Here is a 16869-nt window from a genome sequence, read left to right on the forward strand (position 1 = left end):
ATGACCGCCGAGACCCTGCAGATACCTGATTTCCTGACCGCTACGTTGGGCTTTGCGGTGTATCTTTTGGGGGTCGAGATCAACGCGCGCGTCGCCGCATTACGCCAGTTTAACATTCCCGAACCTGTCACGGGTGGTCTGCTGGCCTCACTGGTCGTGCTGTTGTTGTATCTGGTCTTCGATCTTGAGCTGTCCTTTGATCTTGCCACACGGGATTTTCTGTTGGTGGTGTTCTTTGCGGGCATCGGTTTGAACGCGCGGCTCTCTGACCTGATATCAGGCGGCAAGCCTCTGTTTTTACTTCTGATCCTGACTTTGGCGACGATTGTTGCACAAAACGGGATCGGGGCAATTGGGGCGTCTATGTTCGGCTATCCGGCGCAAGCTGGTGTTCTGTTTGGTTCGGCATCTTTGATCGGCGGCCATGGAACCGCGATCGCCTGGGCACCTGAGGTGGCCGAGGCCACCGGTCTGGACGGCGCGACCGAGTTGGGAGTTGCCGTCGCTACCCTCGGGCTGGTTCTGGCCGCTTTGATTGGCGGACCGATCGCAAGGCTTTTGGTTGAGGGGCGCAACCTCAGCCCCGCGCGTCCGGATGAGGACCACACCGTCGGCCTGCCGATCGATTCCGACGAAACGGCAATAAAGATCGACCATGTCACAATCATGCGGGTTTTGTTGTATCTCAATCTGGCGATCATCGCGGGGTATTTCTTGGGGGAGGTGATCAGCGCCGCTGGCCTGAAGCTGCCCCTGTTTGTGCCCTGTCTGATCATGGGCATCGTAATCGCAAATCTGCGGGCGACGTTTTTCCCCAGCCGTCCACCGATCGAACGTACACCCTCACTGGCGTTGATCTCGGAATTCTCGCTGGGCGCGTTTTTGGCGATGTCGCTGATGAGCCTTCAATTGTGGACTATCGCGGAATTGGGCCTGGCGATTGTAGTCATCATGTCCGCGCAAACCCTGTTCACCGTAGCTTTCGTAATCTGGGTTCTGTTTCCGGTCATGGGCAGCAATTATCGCGGCGCCGTTCTGGCCGCCGGTTTCGGGGGCTTTGCCCTGGGCGCCACCCCGACTGCAATTGCAAATATGACCGCCGTCACCAAGCGATATGGCCCATCGCCTATTGCTTTTATCGTATTGCCCCTTGTATCCGCATTCTTTGTGGATATCGCTAATGCCATCGTCATTCAGACGATCGTCAATTTCTAAGGACCGAATATGCCCGACCTGCTGATCGAATTGTTTTCCGAGGAAATCCCCGCGCGCATGCAGACCCGCGCTGGTGAAGACCTGAAAAAGCGGATCACCGATGGTTTGGTCGATGCCGGTCTGACTTATGCCTCTGCGGCTGCACTGACAACGCCGCGCCGCCTGACACTGGCGGTCGAAGGATTGCTGGCGGAAAGCCCCATGATCCGCGAAGAACGCAAGGGTCCAAAAGTCGGCGCGCCGGACAAAGCCATCGAAGGCTTCCTGCGCGGCGCAGGTCTGACCCGAGATCAGTTGGAAGAGCGTGAAACCCCCAAAGGCACGGTTTACTTTGCCACCATCGAAAAACCGGGCCGTCCAGCGGCCGAGATCGTTGCCGAAGTGCTTGAGGCGACGATCCGCAATTTCCCCTGGCCGAAATCGATGCGCTGGGGCAGTGGCGGTCTGCGCTGGGTGCGTCCTTTGCATTCGATCCTGTGCATTCTGACCGACGAGACCGGCGCGCAGATTGTGCCGATGGAGGTCGATGGCATCACGTCTGGCGACACCACCGAAGGTCACCGGTTCCTGGCACCGGGTCGTTTTTCCGTGTCCTCATTTGAGGATTACGCTGCCAAGCTGAAACGCGCGTTTGTGGTCCTGTCGCCCGCAGAACGGGCAGAGCATATCTGGAACGATGCCCAGAACATGGCCTTCGCCGCCGGGCTGGACGTGGTCGATGACAAGGGCCTGTTGGCCGAGGTCGCCGGGCTGGTCGAATGGCCTGTTGTCCTGATGGGGCAGATAGACGATGAGTTTCTAGAACTGCCGCCCGAGGTGCTGCAAACCTCGATGAAAGAGCACCAGAAGTTCTTTTCCGTGAAGAACCCCAAGACGGGCCGGATTGAACGCTTCATCACCGTTGCGAACCGTGAAACCACTGATAATGGCGCGACCATTCTGGCTGGGAACCAAAAGGTGCTGTCGGCTCGTCTGGCGGATGCCAAGTTCTTTTGGGAGAACGATCTGCGCGTTGCCAAATCGGATATCGCCCAATGGACCCACGCGCTGGAAAACGTGACCTTCCATAACAAGCTTGGCACACAGGCTGAACGGATTGATCGCATCGCGGCACTGGCCCGCGAACTGGCTCCGGTGACCGGCGCGGATGCCGATCAGGCCGAGAAAGCCGCGCGTCTGGCCAAGGCTGACCTGAGCTCGGAGATGGTCTATGAATTCCCCGAACTTCAGGGGCTTATGGGTCGGTACTACGTCGAAGCAGCCGGCAGAGATGCCTCGGTGGCCGCCGTGGCCGAGGACCATTACTCGCCGCTGGGTCCGTCAGACGATGTGCCGACCGCACCGCTGTCGGTGGCTGTGGCGCTGGCCGACAAGCTGGACACGCTGACCGGGTTCTGGGCGATTGACGAGAAGCCGACCGGCTCCAAGGACCCCTTCGCCCTGCGCCGCGCGGCGTTGGGGGTCATTCGGTTGGTTTTGGATAATGGCATCAGATTGAATATTGCTGAATATGTCATTCCCTCTGCGCTTATTCGGAACCGTTTCGCGGCTATCCGTTCGAGTAGATCTTTGTTTCTGAAGGTAATTCGTGCCTCAATGGAGCAGATGTCAGAGAAATTTGTGTCTGAGTACAAGGGGGATTTGGATAGGCAACGTTTCTCTGGCGAGCGTTACTTGGCGATGTTAGAAGATGCACTGGTGGAAGAAGGGTTAGAACAGTTCAGCGCGCAAGAGCTGCGGCCCGTTGGCGCTGATCTGCTCTCCTTTTTCCACGACCGCCTCAAAACCTTCCTCCGCGACGAGGGTATTCGCCACGACATCATCGACGCCTGCATCGCGATGGAGGGGAATGACGACCTCAACCTGCTGGTCAAACGTGCCCGCGCGCTGAATGCGGTGATCGCGACCGAAGATGGTGAGAACCTCGTGCAGGGGTTCAAGCGCGCCAACAATATTCTGACCCAGGCCGAGGAAAAGGACGGGGTCGAGTATTCTTATGGCGCAGATATCAAATTTGCGGAGACTGACAGTGAAAAGGCTCTGTTCGGCGCGTTAGAAGCTGCACAGGCCAAGATCGACCCGGCGCTGAAAGCCGAGGATTTCCCAAGTGCGATGTCGGCCATGGCCGACCTGCGCGGCCCGGTGGATGCGTTTTTTGAGGATGTTCAGGTCAATACCGACAATGACATCCTGCGCCGTAACCGCCTGAACCTGCTAAGCCAGATCCGTCAGGTCTGCTCCAGTGTTGCTGATCTGAGCCGCATCGAAGGCTGATCCAGAACGCCCTTGCGCCATTGGTGCAGGGGCTTATGCTGCGGTGAAATCAAAAGGTGCCGCAGTGCAGAATAATCCGCATACTACGCTTATCACGTCCGAAGCGCCCGTTGCTGCCAACACGCATGGCGGGCGGGCGAAATGTCTGCAACGTCTGGTTCGTCTGGAACTGCCGGTTCCACGAACGGTCGCGTTGTCATTTGATGCGGTGCATCAGATATCGGACGGGCAGGTGCCGGATTTAGCTGCTGTTCTTGAGCAGTTTGAACAGACCGCGCTGCTGTGTGTACGGCCAAGTTCCGAAGATCCCGATTGGGGCGGCCCTGGTGCCATCCTGAACATCGGCATGAATGACGCGCGCTATGTCGATCTGTCGGATTCGATGGGGGTCGAGGCCGCGGCTGCGTTGTATCTGCGCTTTGTCCAAAGCTACGCGGTTCATGTTGCGCGGCTGGACCCGGATGTATTCGACGAGATCGATGCAGATGGCCGTGAGGGGCTGCAGGAATCTCTGCGGGCCTACGAAGACGAGACGGACGAAGCCTTTCCGCAGGATCGCGGTGAGCAGCTGATTGCTGTGCTGCGTTCGATGGCACGCGCATGGGAGGGCACCTCAGCCCGATTGTTGCGTCAGGCAAAGGGGGCGCCGGCGGACGCGGGTCTGGGTTTGGTGATCCAAGAGATGATCCCCGGCGTTGGGCAGGGCGAGTGCGGATCGGGTGTGCTGCAACTGATTGATCCGACCACTGGACTGCCGCAGATAACCGGCCGGTATCTGAGCCAAAGTCAGGGGCGGGATGCTCTGGGGGAAGGCGTCGCGGCCCTGTACCTGGAAAAGGATCCGCGCGGAAAGTCTCTGGAGGAGGTCGCGCCCAAGGCATTTGCGGACCTCAAAACGCATGCGGCGCTGATGCGGGTCAAGCTGCGCGAGGAAATGCAGGTCGAGTTCGTGATTGAAAACGGCCACGTTCACATTTTAGACGGCGTGCGGGTGCAACGCAGCGCACGCGCGGCGATGCGGATCGCTGTGCGCCTTGCCGAAGACGGGATCATTCCGCCGCAAGAGGCTGTAATGCGGGTTGATCCGCATTCCCTGAACGAGCTGTTGCACCGGCAGGTTCACCCTGATGCGGAACGGGACACCCTGACAACCGGAATTGCCGCCAGTCCGGGTGCCGCGACCGGCAAGATCGTGTTCACCTCGGCCGAGGCACAAGCCAGCGCGGCGCGGGGCGAGCCGTGTATTTTGGTGCGCCGTGAGACCTCTCCGGAAGATGTGCGGGGCATGCATGCGGCAGTTGCAGTTCTGACTGAAAAGGGCGGCATGACCAGCCACGCGGCCGTTATTGGGCGAGGCTTGGGTCTGCCGTGCATCGTCGGCGCGTCCGAGATGCGGTTTCAGACCAAGAAAAAACAGCTGATGGCTCCCGACGGGCGGGTCTTCAAAACCGGTGACACATTGACCATCGACGGCAGTTCGGGGCAGGTGTTGGCTGGGAAGCCGACGATGCTCGAGGCCGCGCTGGATGATTGTTTTCAGACCCTGATGGGTTGGGCGGACGCAGAGCGGGATATTGCAATTCGCGCCAACGCGGACACACCCGCAGACGCACAAACAGCGCGGAACTTCATGGCGCAAGGGATCGGGTTGTGTCGGACTGAGCACATGTTCTTTGACCCCGGTCGTCTGATCGTAATGCGCGAAATGATCTTTGCGCAAACCTCATCCGGTCGCGAAGCGGTGTTGGAACGCTTGTTGCCGATGCAGCGCGATGACTTCGCGCAGCTTTTCCGGATCATGGAGGGACAGCCTGTCTGTATCCGTCTGTTCGATCCACCGTTGCACGAGTTTCTTCCGACGACGCGCACAGGCCAACGCGAACTTGCCGAAGCGCTGGACCTGCCGGTTTCAGATGTCGAGCGCAGGGTCGACGCCATGACCGAATATAACCCGATGCTGGGCTTGCGCGGTGTGCGTCTGGGTGTGACGGTTCCCGAAATCTACGACATGCAGGCGCGTGCGATTTTCGAGGCGACGCTTGAAGCCAGCAAAGACGGTGCACCGGTGGTGCCCGAGGTGATGATCCCGCTGGTATCCGCCAAGCGCGAGGTCGAGCTGGTCAAAGCGCGCATCGATTCTGTGGCAGCAGCCGTCGCCGCCGAACGGGGGCAGGAATTTGAGTACCGGTTGGGCGTGATGGTCGAAACCCCTCGGGCCTGTTTGCGGGCGGCCGAAATCGCGCCGCAAACCGCGTTTTTAAGTTTCGGAACCAACGACCTGACGCAGATGACCTATGGCCTGTCCCGCGATGACGCTGGTCGGTTCATGTCGGCCTATGTCCGGCAGGGTGTCTTTGTCGAAGATCCGTTTCATGTGTTGGATGCGGACGGAGTTGGCGAATTGCTTAAACTGGGGGCTGAACGCGGCAGGCAAGCACAACCAGAAGTCACATTGTCAGTTTGCGGCGAACATGGCGGTAACCCCGAATCAATCGCCATTTGTCGGGAATTGGGCTTTGACTATGTGTCCTGTTCGCCCTTCCGGGTGCCCGTTGCTCGGCTGGCTGCCGCTCAACTGGCGATTTCGTCCAGACTTGGGGGTTGACAGAAGGGCGGCACTCTAGAATTAGTAGGTAACAGAAAGCGCCGTCGTTAAATATTGTTGACGAAACGGCGATTTTCCACTTGCTTTTCCGTCAGAACTGGACGTCGCCGTTTGAATTCGGTAAGAGCCTCATCGCGCCCGCCGGGGGAGGGTCTGGCGCTGATTGTGCCTGTGCGAGGTTATCTGATGCTACGATACATATTGGCTGTTGCCACATTGGCAGCAACCGTGCTGCCGAGTGTTTCCGTCGCCGAGAGGGAAGCCACCGAATCTGCCAAACGCGAACTTGTAACCCGGAGCGAATTGCCCGGGCAAAAGTTCCGTGATTACCTGGGTCTGTTTAAGCCACGCAAAGAGCCGGTGCTGCAACAGGTGTCCTATTCCAAGGATTGGCTGGATCAGCTGCCGAATGCCGCTGGTGACGAGAACTTCAAATGTCTGGCTGAGGCGCTTTACTTTGAAGCGCGCGGCGAAAGCGTTCGCGGTCAGTTTGCCGTGGCCGAAGTAATCCTGAATCGGGTGAAAAGCAGCCGCTTTCCGAATTCGCTGTGCGGAGTGATCAAGCAGGGAACGGGCAAGAAGTACCAATGCCAGTTCACCTATACCTGCGATGGGCACAAGGAAGTGATCAGCGAGAAAAGAGCCTATGAGCGTGTGTCCAAGGTTGCCCGCGCGGCAATCGACGGCGTCGGCGTCGGTCTGACCGAAGGGGCGACCCATTACCACACCAAGGCAGTACGTCCGTCATGGTCGCGTGTCTACAAAGAGACCGCTCGGATCGGCGTTCACATTTTCTACCGCCACAATTATCGGACCGCGAGCAACTGATTGACGCACCCGCGCTGGAACCTTGATGGCGCGGGGCGTTTTCTGCCTTATGTAGCGGGCCAGGAGGTCCGCCATGATGTTATCCCGCAGACGGTTTCTGCAAACTTCGACCGCGCTTGCCCTGCTGCCAAAGGGGGCGCATGCAGTCAGCTTTGATCTGGTTGCGCAAGAGGCGCTGCAACAGATTGCGCCTGACGGTTATCCAGCTACGCCGGTTTGGACCTATGGCGGCCGCGTTCCCGGGGCCGACATCCGATTGCCTCAGGGCGGGCGCGTCAGTCGCAAGCTGATAAACAACCTGTCTCAACCGACGGCAGTGCATTGGCACGGGATTCGGATCGACAACGCAATGGATGGCGTGCCCGGGTTGACGCAGGACGCGGTCGAGATGGGCCAATCCTTCGACTATGACTTTGTTACGCCCGATGCGGGAACCTATTGGTATCACTCGCATAACCGGTCTACCGAACAGGTCGCCCGAGGTCTCTATGGACCCCTGATCGTTGAAGAATCCAATCCACCTGATGTTGATCAGGATCTGACGCTGATGCTGGACGACTGGCGGCTCGACCCTGAAACCGCACATATCGTGGACGACTTCGACAATGGGCACGACCTTAGCCATGCGGGGCGGCTGGGTAATCTGGTGTCCGTCAACGGCGGCCTTGATCCGGCTTATCCTGTTGGATCCGGTGAGCGATTGCGATTGCGTCTGATCAATGCCTCGAATGCTCGGATATTTGATTTGGCGTTGGACGGGCTGGCGGGTTGGGTCGTGGCACTGGATGGCATGCCGCTGGCAGTTCCATTGCCTGTAGAGGACAGCTTCCCACTTGCGCCCGCACAACGGGCGGACCTTGTCGTGGATGTGACGTCCGCGTCCGGGGATGTCGCGGGTCTCGCCAGTATCGAGCGGGATGGCGGTTATGGTGTTGTGCGCTTTCCAGTGTCCGAAGCGTCCACATCGCAAAGGCAGGGTATTGAACCATTGCCTGCGAACAATATGCCTGAATTTCAGTATGATCAGGCACCGCTGCATCGCATGTCCTTGCAGGGCGGTGCGATGCGATGGCTGGAAGGGGCCAAGCTTGGTGATCAGGACCTGACAGGCCGCGAGCTGGCTCAACTGGGCCGGTTCTGGGCGTTGAACGGATACGCGGAGCGACCCAAGGATCCGTTTCTGGATGCACGCCTGGGTCAGGTTCACCGGATCGAATTTGTGAACGAAACTGTCTTTGCACATGCCATGCATCTGCATGGTCACCACTTCCGGCTCATCCTGCCGGATGGCGGTTTGGGGCCCTGGCGCGACACCGTGCTGGTGGACCGGGGCCAGACCCGTAAGATCGCGTTGGTCGCGGACAATCCGGGAGACTGGCTGCTGCATTGCCATATGCTGGGACACGCTGCTTCGGGAATGATGAGTTGGTTCCGCGTTACCTGACGCCGCATTCGATGGCTGGAAAGACGCATGTTGCGGTGTTATACGCCCGCGCATCGTTTATTTTGGGCAAATACGTCCACAAAGCCCGAAAAGGTCCGCCTGTATGAGCTCTGAAATCCGTCTTGCCTTTGCGCACCCGTCCGAGCGGTCCGAAGCGACCGCTGCCCGGGGGCCGTTGGATCGTATTTCTCTGCGTGACCATATCGTCGAGGTTGAAATCGGCGCGTTTCAGGCCGAGCGTGGAACGACCCAGCGTATCTGTTTTAACATCGTGGTCGAGGTTCGCCCGCTGACCGATCCCATCGACGATGACGTGGATCGCATCCTGTCCTACGACCGGGTGACTGAGGCGATCGCGTATGAGCTTGCGGCGGAACGTCTTAACCTGCTTGAGACTTTAGCAGACCGGGTGGCCGAGCGAATTTTACTTGAGCCGCAGGCCGTAAGAGCTTTTGTCAGAATAGAAAAACTTGATCGCGGTCCCGGCGCCTTGGGTGTCGAGATTGTGCGCGGAAAAGACAAGACTCACCACGACGTCGTCGAGGAAGAGCGCCCGCATCCCCGTCTGGCTTTCCTGTCGAATGAGGCCATTGCCTCGTCCAATCTGACCGGGTGGATCGATCAGCTGGAAAATCGTGAACGCCCGTTGATCCTATGTGTCGGCGCGGCGGATATGCCTGTTTCACAGACTGGCCACGCGATGACCCAACGCCGAATTGATCTGTTGGCGATTGAACAGAACGCCTGGGTCTTGGCTGCCCGCGATCACCGCTGTGTTGTCGTTTCAACGCGGACTGAGCTGGATTGGGCCATGAAAAATGGTCAGATTTGCGTCTGGGCACCCTCAAAAATCGTGCTGGATGCTGTTGACGGCCAATCGGCGGCACCTTCGGATGCGGTCGCGCTGGCGGCATGGTTTGCTGCCACTTTTGAGGCGAGTGAGATGATGGTGATCGGCGGCGCGCTGCCCGACGCCCCTGAAACCCCATTGCGTGCGATCTCGGTGGATCAGGCACAACTGTGACCGCTTATTTTCGACCTCTGGTTCAGCATAGTCCGAACCGTCCGCCGAGTTCAGTGCCGCTAGCTGGCCAGCCGCTTTGGTTTACCCATGTTGAACGGTTAAGCCGAAAAGAACGTCCAATGATCATTGCCGTGCAGGATGTACCAGGTGATGCGCTGGACCGACTGACGCGTCCGCGTGCCGATGTTGCGGGCCTTGCCATGGATCGCCCGCACATTATGGGCATTCTGAATGCGACCCCAGATAGTTTCTCGGATGGCGGTGTGCACAATTCGGTCAGCGCGGCCCAATCTGCGGCTGAACAGATGGTTTCACAAGACGCAACCATTCTGGATATCGGCGGCGAATCGACCCGACCCGGCGCAACCTTCGTGCCCGAAGATGAAGAGATCGCCCGGACCCGCCCCCTGATCGAAGCCATCAAATCCCGCACTGATGCGTTGATATCCATCGATACGCGCAAATTCGCCGTCGCCAAAGCCGCGTGGGAGGCCGGAGCAGGGCTGATCAACGACGTAACCGGCTTTACCTTTGATCCGCAGCTGGCGCCGTTTTGTGTAAAAGTGGGTGCCCCGGTTTGTGTGATGCACATGCAGGGCGACCCAGGCACGATGCAGGACAATCCGACCTATGACGACGTTCTGCTGGACGTCTACGATTTCCTTGAAGGTCAGGTGGATCGTCTCGAAAACCTCGGATTGGATCGGGACCAGATTATCATTGATCCGGGCATAGGGTTTGGCAAGACTGAGGCACATAACCTGGCATTGCTGCAGGGGATCAGCCTGTTTCATGGTTTAGGTTGTCCGATCCTGTTGGGCGTGTCCCGAAAAGGTATGATCGGGCAAATAGGCAAAGAGCCGCGCAAGGACGCCCGCGCGCCGGGATCAATCGCCGTCGGGCTGGCTGGATTGTCACAAGGCGTTCAAATTTTGCGCGTGCACGATGTTGCAGAAACCGCTCAGGCCTTGCGCCTTTGGGCCGCCGTCCGGTAAGGCGGAGGCAGGCAAGAAATGACGGAGTGACATTATGCGCAAGCTGTTCGGAACCGATGGGGTGCGGGGTACCGCCAATACCCATCCAATCACGGCCGAAATGGCATTGCGCATCGGGGCCGCCGCTGGCCGTTACTTTCGCCGTGACCAATCAGACGTTCACCGTGTGGTGATCGGTAAGGATACGCGCCTTTCCGGTTATATGGTGGAAAACGCCCTGACGGCCGGATTGACCTCGACCGGGATGAACGTGTTGCTGCTTGGGCCGGTTCCGACGCCCGCTGTCGGTCTGATGACACGGTCGATGCGCGCAGATCTGGGGGTCATGATTTCGGCCAGCCATAACCCGGCCGAAGACAATGGTATCAAGTTCTTTGGCCCTGACGGATACAAGCTGTCTGATCAGGCGGAACTCGAGATTGAAAGGCTGATCGAAGAAGGTGTCAAACCTGCGCAGGCCCAGAATATCGGCCGTGCCAGACGGGTGGATGATGCGCGGTTCCGATACGGTGAGCGCGTCAAATCTTCGCTGTCGCGTGACTTGCGTCTTGACGGGCTAAAAGTTGTTGTCGATTGCGCCAATGGGGCCGCGCACCGCACGGCGCCCGAGGTTTTGTGGGAATTAGGTGCCGAGGTGATCCCGGTCGGTATCACGCCGAATGGTAAGAATATCAACCTCAATTGTGGCTCGACCAAACCGCAGCTGGCTGCCGAAACCGTCGTGGCCCATGGTGCAGATGTCGGGATTTGTTTGGACGGTGACGCCGATCGCGTCGTTATGATCGACGAGAATGGTCAGGTCGCGGATGGCGACCAGTTGATGGCGCTTTTGGCGACCAGTTGGGCCGAGGCAGACCGCCTGAAAGGCGGCGCGCTGGTTGCAACGGTTATGTCGAACCTTGGCCTGGAACGTCATCTTGAAAGCCATGGCCTGCGTCTGGAACGCACCGGCGTCGGGGACCGCTATGTCGTAGAACGTATGCGCGAAGGCGGGTTCAACTTGGGCGGCGAACAATCAGGTCACATCGTCATGAGCGACTATGCGACGACTGGCGACGGCCTTATGGCGGGCCTCCATTTCCTGGCGGAGATGGTTCATACGGGTCGCAAAGCATCGGAATTGGCGGTGCAGTTCGAAACCGTACCGCAAATGCTGAAGAACGTGCGCTATGGCGAAGGACAAGCCCCGCTTGAGGCCGCCAGTGTGCAGGCTGCAATTTCTGACGCCGAGGCGCGGCTGAACGGGCAGGGGCGGTTGCTGATCCGCAAATCGGGTACGGAACCTCTGATCCGCGTCATGGCGGAATGTGAAGATGACGCGCTATTGACCCAGGTTGTCGACGGCATTGTCGCCGAGGTTGAGGCCATCACGGGCTAACGCCCGGTCAGCATCTTTCGCAGGCTGAACCACTGACTGATGGCCAGCCCGGTCAGGATCATGGCCAGCGCCACGAAAAAGCGCAGCGGCAACGCCTCGGACAGGACCCATGCGCCGAACACCATCGACCAGATCGGGACCTGGTAATTCACCAGCGTCATAAAGACCGATCCCGCGCTGCGAATGACGGATACGCGCAGCAGTGTGGCAAATGCCGTAGGCACCAACCCCAAAACGATGATGGCAATGCTTGGGCGGGTACCTTCCCATGTCGGGACGCCTTCGGTTACGAACATGATCGGTAGCAGGATTACTGCGCCGACCAGCAGGGTCAGGGCGGCCAGAACCACCGGATCAATGGGCGGACATTGACGGGTGAAGATCGACGCAAGGGAATAACACAAGGCGGCCCCGATGCAGGCCAGCTGCGCCAAAGGTTCTGACCCCTGGCCGAGTTGCGCCAAACCGGGGCCAATCAGCACCAACGCACCGCAGAATCCAAGGGTCACGCCCACAAACCGCCTGAGGTTCAAAGGCTCGTCTGAAAAGAAATGCGCCAGCGGCAACACCATCAGCGGAATCGCGGCCATCGACAGGCCGGCAAAGGCCGAAGGCACGTATTGCTGTCCCCAGCTTAGCAAAACAAAGGGCAGGGCAGACGACAAGATACCGATCACAATGACCGAGGACCAAAGGGCGGCGGATCCGGAAGGTAGCTTGCGGTTTGTAACCGCCATCAACCCCAGCAACATTACGGCACCCAACGTAGTGCGCGCGGTGGCGACGGTGATAGGTCCGTACCCTTCCAGTGCCATGGCAACGACCATGAACGTCCCGCCCCAGATCAGGCCGAGTGTGATAACACCGCTCCAATCGCGGGATGTGGGGTGCTGGACCATCTTCGTTTCGCTTAGAGGCTTGGACAAAAAAGGGCGGCCTGATGGGCCGCCCCTTCGCATTCGCTTGGCAGGATCAGTTCTTTTCCTGATCGACCAGCTTGCCGGCGGAAATCCACGGCATCATGTCGCGCAGTTTCTTGCCAACCTGCTCGATCTGATGCTCATCATTGTGGCGGCGAGCCGCTTTGATGGTCGGCTGACCAACAGCGTTTTCCAGCATGAAGTCACGCACGAATTTGCCGGTTTGGATGTCCGACAGCGTCTCTTTCATCGCTTTCTTGGTCTGCTCATAAGGCAGGATCCGTGGGCCGGTGACGTACTGGCCGTACTCGGCAGTGTTCGAGATCGAATAATCCATGTTCGCGATACCACCTTCATAGATCAGGTCAACGATCAGCTTGGTCTCGTGCAGACACTCGAAATAGGCCATTTCGGGTGCATAACCTGCCTCAACCAGAGTTTCGAAACCACAACGGATCAGTTCGACGATACCGCCGCACAGAACGGCCTGCTCACCGAACAGGTCGGTTTCGCATTCTTCGCGGAAGTTGGTTTCGATGATGCCCGAGCGGCCGCCACCGATGGCCGAGCAATAGGACAGGCCGATTTCCAGAGCCTTTCCGGTCGCGTCGCTGTCAACAGCTACCAAGCAAGGCACGCCGCCGCCTTTGACGTATTCGCCGCGTACGGTGTGGCCGGGGCCTTTGGGGGCCATCATGATGACGTCAATGCCTTCTTTCGGCTCGATCAATCCGAAGTGCACGTTCAGGCCATGGGCAAAGGCAATGGCAGAGCCCGGCTTGATGTTGTCATGCACGTATTTCTTGTAGGTCTCGGCCTGCAGTTCGTCGGGCATGGTGAACATGATGACGTCGCACCAAGCTGCCGCTTCGGCGATGCCCATGACTTCCAGACCCTCGGCTTCGGCTTTTTTGGCGGATGCCGAGCCTTCGCGCAGAGCGACGACAAGGTTTTTCGCGCCCGAGTCGCGCAGGTTCAGTGCGTGGGCGTGGCCTTGGCTGCCATAGCCCAGGATTGCCACCTTCTTGTCTTTGATCAGGTTGATGTCGCAATCGCGATCGTAATAGACGCGCATGTCGCCGGTCCTTTCTGGTTAGATTGCCGAGGGTTTTACCTGCCGGATGTTGTATTGGCGATAGGGTTGCACTTGAGTATTTGTGAAAAAGATGAAGAATAATTCGTGTAACGCCAAAAATGCGAAAAATTCATGCTTGATGACATAGATCGCCGAATCCTGCGCCACTTTCAGGCCGATCCCAGCCTGACTGCTGCGGAACTGGCCGAGCGTTGCCGTATCAGCCAGGGTGTCTGCTGGCGCCGGGTCGAAAAGATGCAGGCCGCCGGAATAATCCAGGGGCAGGAGGCCGTGATCGACTGGGCGGCGCTTGGGTATGCGGTCGAGGTTTCGCTGCGGGTCACGTTGGACAAGACGCAATCGCGCGCGTTTGACGAATTTACTGCCGCCGCCCGGCAAGTGCCCGAGGTGATCGAATTGCAAACATTTCTGGGCAGGGTGGATGTGCGCCTGTCGGTGATTGCCAGGGACATGTCACACTACCAACAACTTTACCGCGACCGCATTCTGACCCTGCCGCATATCGCGGATATTGAGGCCCTGATGCATATCGCGAGGGTGAAAAGCGAAGAGGTCTTGCCGGTATGACCGATTTGGATGAGCTGGACCGAAAGATACTGTGTGCGCTGGCCCAGGACGCATCGCAAAGTGCGGGGGCGTTGGGGCGTAAGCTGGGCTTGTCTCAACCGGCGACCTGGCGGCGTATCCGCCGACTGGAAACCTCGGGCGTTATCAAAGGTCGCCGGTTGCGCCTGAATGCCGAGGCGTTGGGATTTGGCGTGACGGTATTCCTTGGCGTGAAACTGGCGCGCAAGGGTCAGGTCAGCTTGGAGGATTTTGAGCGTGCCGTCAGTGCTATTCCAGAAGTTCAGACCGTCGAGCATGTGCTGGGTCTGTACGACTATCGCCTGCGGGTGGTTGCCCGCGACTTGTCCGATTTTGAGCGGGTCCTGCGCCGGCGGATCATGACCTTGCCCGGCGCAGGGGATGTCGAAGCTAACGTCCTGCTAAGTGAGGAACGTTTGCCGGGACCGATCGGATAAGCCCGTTCAGTACCGCGTGCGGATGCAATATCCGGGATGGTGCGTCATCCGGGCAAATGCCATCGGATTTCCGTTCTTCCAGGTCGTGCGCTCTAGCTGGATCATGGACGTTCCGGGGGTTGTTCCCATGAATTCCGCCAATCGTCCATCCGCGGAGATCGCGCAAAAGGAGACTTCAGCCTCGGTAAACGGAGAGGCGTTCAGTAGCCATTCATGAGGGCCGTGGTTGGTCAGATCGGCATGTTCGATTTCGGGCACCGCATCTATGTTGATCCAGCGTTCTTCCAATTGGAAGGGACGGTTGTCGGCATAATGCATGCAGATGACTTGCAGGACGCGAATGTCAGCGGATACACCGATCTGCGAAGCCAGCCAACCGGGGCTTGCGACCACATTACGTTCAACCAGCGAGTACCGATAGGTTGCATTTTGGCTTTCAACCGTTTGACGGGCCAAAGAAAATTCCAGCTTGGCATGCTTGCTGGGTTCCTTTTTGACCCGAGTCCCGCTTTTGCGTTTGCGCTCGACAAAGCCCTGATCAGAAAGCTCGCGCAGGGCACGGTTCACTGTCGCGCGTGCGCAATTGAATTCCTCGGCAAGCTGTGTTTCGGTTGGCAGAAGCGATCCCTGCGGCCAAATCCGGCTCTCGATCCGCCGTTTGACTTCGTCCCGTACAACTTGAAAACTGATCCGCTTATGCGCATTCACCTGTCGAAATACCTTTCTTCTGCAAAGTGAGTGCATCTGGTCAGAAACACGTCAGAGTGTAAAGGGCGGCTGACACTAATTGGCGTCATTTCTTGCCAGATTCGACCAACAAAATATCATTTGAGTGTTTTGTTTTTAGTTCCCTTAGGTCAGATATTCGGGTTCAGTACGGGTCTCGGCAAATTAACCCGGGTCGTGAGGCCGCTGACGACAATTTGAAAGGACAAACCATGCCAGCGCTATTGGACACCGTCGATCCCTCTGGGCTCGAAGAGTTCTCGGTCGTGTTTACGGATCGGTCTCTGAACCACATGTCGGTTCAGTTTCAGCAGGTGATGCGCGACATCTCGGGCTTGCTGAAGGATGTATATAATGCGGATGGTGTGGCGATTATCCCTGGTGGTGGCACCTATGGGATGGAGGCCGTCGCCCGGCAATTTGCGCGCAACGCCAGTGTACTGGTTGTGCGGAACGGGTGGTTTTCCTACCGCTGGAGCCAAATCATCGAATCCGGTGATCTGACGGCGTCGGCGACGGTTCTCAAGGCTCGTGAAACCGGCAATTCCAGCCCGTCGCCCTTTGCCCCCGCACCGATTGACGAGGTTGTTTCAACAATCCGTGAACAGCGTCCGGATGTTGTATTTGCCCCACATGTGGAGACCTCGGCCGGTGTCATTCTGCCTGATGATTACGTGACCGCCATGGCCGCTGCGGCGCATGAGGTGGGGGCCTTAATGGTGCTGGACTGCATCGCATCGGGTTGTGCCTGGGTCGACATGAAGGCCACCGGCGTGGATGTCCTGATCTCGGCTCCCCAGAAAGGGTGGAGCGCATCGCCCTGTGCAGGCCTTGTCATGCTATCTGAGCGTGCCGAAGCGCGGTTGGAGGAGACTACTTCGGACAGCTTTGCCGTTGATCTGAAGAAATGGCGGCAGATCATGCAAGCCTATGAAAATGGTGGGCATGCGTATCACGCGACCATGCCCACGGATGCGTTGAAGGCGTTCCGCGATACGATGGTCGAGACCCGCGATTATGGGTTCGACAAGCTGCGTGACGCCCAATGGGCGTTGGGCGATGGTGTGCGGGCGATGCTGCGGGACAAGGGCAGCGTCTCGGTTGCGGCGGACGGATTTGGCGCGCCGGGTGTCGTGGTCAGCTATACCTCGGACCCGGATGTTCAGAATGGTAAGAAATTTGCCGCTTTGGGCATGCAGATTGCAGCGGGTGTACCGCTGCAATGTGATGAGCCCGAAGGATTCAGCACCTTCCGCCTTGGTCTGTTCGGTTTGGACAAACTGTACGACGTTGACGGCACCATCGGACGGCTCAAGCGCGTGCTGGATCAGGTTCTGTGAAA

Annotated in this window: 14 protein-coding genes; 11 read left to right on the forward strand and 3 right to left on the reverse strand. The window is 58.3% G+C overall.

The window, feature by feature from the left end:
- From gltS to glmM, 8 genes are all read left to right on the forward strand, one after another.
- Positions 1 to 1215, forward strand: a complete 1215-nt coding sequence (gltS, locus tag AC2FIS_RS01050) for a sodium/glutamate symporter (RefSeq protein WP_496771656.1) — start codon at positions 1 to 3, stop codon at positions 1213 to 1215.
- A gap of 9 nt (positions 1216 to 1224) precedes the next feature.
- Positions 1225 to 3489, forward strand: coding sequence for a glycine--tRNA ligase subunit beta (gene glyS, locus AC2FIS_RS01055; protein WP_496771657.1), 2265 nt, complete (start codon positions 1225 to 1227; stop codon positions 3487 to 3489).
- A 43-nt stretch (positions 3490 to 3532) separates the two neighbouring features.
- On the forward strand, positions 3533 to 6094 hold the full coding sequence (locus AC2FIS_RS01060) for a putative PEP-binding protein (RefSeq protein ID WP_496771658.1): 2562 nt from the start codon (positions 3533 to 3535) through the stop codon (positions 6092 to 6094).
- A 186-nt stretch (positions 6095 to 6280) separates the two neighbouring features.
- Positions 6281 to 6922: a cell wall hydrolase gene (locus AC2FIS_RS01065; protein WP_199528476.1), complete on the forward strand. Its 642-nt coding sequence runs from the start codon at positions 6281 to 6283 to the stop codon at positions 6920 to 6922.
- Between the two features lie 73 nt (positions 6923 to 6995).
- Entirely contained in the window at positions 6996 to 8366 is a 1371-nt protein-coding gene (locus AC2FIS_RS01070; RefSeq protein WP_496771659.1) for a multicopper oxidase family protein, read from the forward strand.
- A gap of 103 nt (positions 8367 to 8469) precedes the next feature.
- Positions 8470 to 9390 (forward strand): dihydroneopterin aldolase, encoded by a 921-nt coding sequence (locus AC2FIS_RS01075; RefSeq protein ID WP_496771660.1) that lies wholly within the window; start codon positions 8470 to 8472, stop codon positions 9388 to 9390.
- On the forward strand, positions 9387 to 10385 hold the full coding sequence (gene folP / locus AC2FIS_RS01080) for a dihydropteroate synthase (RefSeq protein ID WP_496771661.1): 999 nt from the start codon (positions 9387 to 9389) through the stop codon (positions 10383 to 10385). Before AC2FIS_RS01075 ends, folP begins: the two co-directional genes overlap by 4 nt.
- Positions 10386 to 10419: 34 nt before the next feature.
- Positions 10420 to 11763: a phosphoglucosamine mutase gene (glmM, locus tag AC2FIS_RS01085; protein ID WP_496771662.1), complete on the forward strand. Its 1344-nt coding sequence runs from the start codon at positions 10420 to 10422 to the stop codon at positions 11761 to 11763.
- On the opposite strand, the gene AC2FIS_RS01090 is transcribed toward glmM, so the two are convergent.
- Positions 11760 to 12662, reverse strand: coding sequence for a DMT family transporter (locus AC2FIS_RS01090; protein WP_496771663.1), 903 nt, complete (start codon positions 12660 to 12662; stop codon positions 11760 to 11762). The two genes, glmM and AC2FIS_RS01090, sit on opposite strands and share 4 nt — an antisense overlap.
- Before the next feature lie 73 nt (positions 12663 to 12735).
- Positions 12736 to 13758 (reverse strand): ketol-acid reductoisomerase, encoded by a 1023-nt coding sequence (ilvC, locus tag AC2FIS_RS01095; protein ID WP_058273912.1) that lies wholly within the window; start codon positions 13756 to 13758, stop codon positions 12736 to 12738.
- A 132-nt stretch (positions 13759 to 13890) separates the two neighbouring features.
- Here ilvC and AC2FIS_RS01100 point away from each other — a divergent pair, with 132 nt between their 5' ends.
- Both AC2FIS_RS01100 and AC2FIS_RS01105 read left to right on the forward strand, forming a co-directional pair.
- The gene (locus AC2FIS_RS01100) at positions 13891 to 14346 is read left to right on the forward strand and encodes an Lrp/AsnC family transcriptional regulator (RefSeq protein WP_109312017.1); all 456 of its coding nucleotides are present in this window, start codon (positions 13891 to 13893) and stop codon (positions 14344 to 14346) included.
- On the forward strand, positions 14343 to 14801 hold the full coding sequence (locus AC2FIS_RS01105; protein ID WP_496771664.1) for an Lrp/AsnC family transcriptional regulator: 459 nt from the start codon (positions 14343 to 14345) through the stop codon (positions 14799 to 14801). The genes AC2FIS_RS01100 and AC2FIS_RS01105 overlap by 4 nt, the downstream gene beginning before the upstream one ends.
- 6 nt (positions 14802 to 14807) lie before the next feature.
- Here the strand turns inward: AC2FIS_RS01105 and hutC are convergent, their stop codons facing one another.
- Complete coding sequence (gene hutC / locus AC2FIS_RS01110; RefSeq protein ID WP_496771665.1) at positions 14808 to 15509, reverse strand: histidine utilization transcriptional repressor HutC; 702 nt, start codon at positions 15507 to 15509, stop codon at positions 14808 to 14810.
- A gap of 230 nt (positions 15510 to 15739) precedes the next feature.
- Between hutC and AC2FIS_RS01115 the strand changes: the two genes are divergently transcribed.
- Positions 15740 to 16867, forward strand: a complete 1128-nt coding sequence (locus AC2FIS_RS01115) for an aminotransferase class V-fold PLP-dependent enzyme (RefSeq protein WP_496771666.1) — start codon at positions 15740 to 15742, stop codon at positions 16865 to 16867.
- Positions 16868 to 16869 lie beyond the last annotated feature (2 nt).

This window comes from Ruegeria sp. CDSB113 (genome assembly GCF_059611045.1).

Coding starts and splice junctions, on each gene's coding strand:
- gltS (WP_496771656.1), top strand. CDS start 1: ATGACCGCCGAGACCCTGCAGATACCTGATTTCCTGACCGCTACGTTG.
- glyS (WP_496771657.1), top strand. CDS start 1,225: ATGCCCGACCTGCTGATCGAATTGTTTTCCGAGGAAATCCCCGCGCGC.
- AC2FIS_RS01065 (WP_199528476.1), top strand. CDS start 6,281: ATGCTACGATACATATTGGCTGTTGCCACATTGGCAGCAACCGTGCTG.
- AC2FIS_RS01070 (WP_496771659.1), top strand. CDS start 6,996: ATGATGTTATCCCGCAGACGGTTTCTGCAAACTTCGACCGCGCTTGCC.
- AC2FIS_RS01075 (WP_496771660.1), top strand. CDS start 8,470: ATGAGCTCTGAAATCCGTCTTGCCTTTGCGCACCCGTCCGAGCGGTCC.
- glmM (WP_496771662.1), top strand. CDS start 10,420: ATGCGCAAGCTGTTCGGAACCGATGGGGTGCGGGGTACCGCCAATACC.
- AC2FIS_RS01090 (WP_496771663.1), bottom strand. CDS start 12,662: ATGGTCCAGCACCCCACATCCCGCGATTGGAGCGGTGTTATCACACTC.
- ilvC (WP_058273912.1), bottom strand. CDS start 13,758: ATGCGCGTCTATTACGATCGCGATTGCGACATCAACCTGATCAAAGAC.
- AC2FIS_RS01100 (WP_109312017.1), top strand. CDS start 13,891: ATGCTTGATGACATAGATCGCCGAATCCTGCGCCACTTTCAGGCCGAT.
- AC2FIS_RS01105 (WP_496771664.1), top strand. CDS start 14,343: ATGACCGATTTGGATGAGCTGGACCGAAAGATACTGTGTGCGCTGGCC.
- AC2FIS_RS01115 (WP_496771666.1), top strand. CDS start 15,740: ATGCCAGCGCTATTGGACACCGTCGATCCCTCTGGGCTCGAAGAGTTC.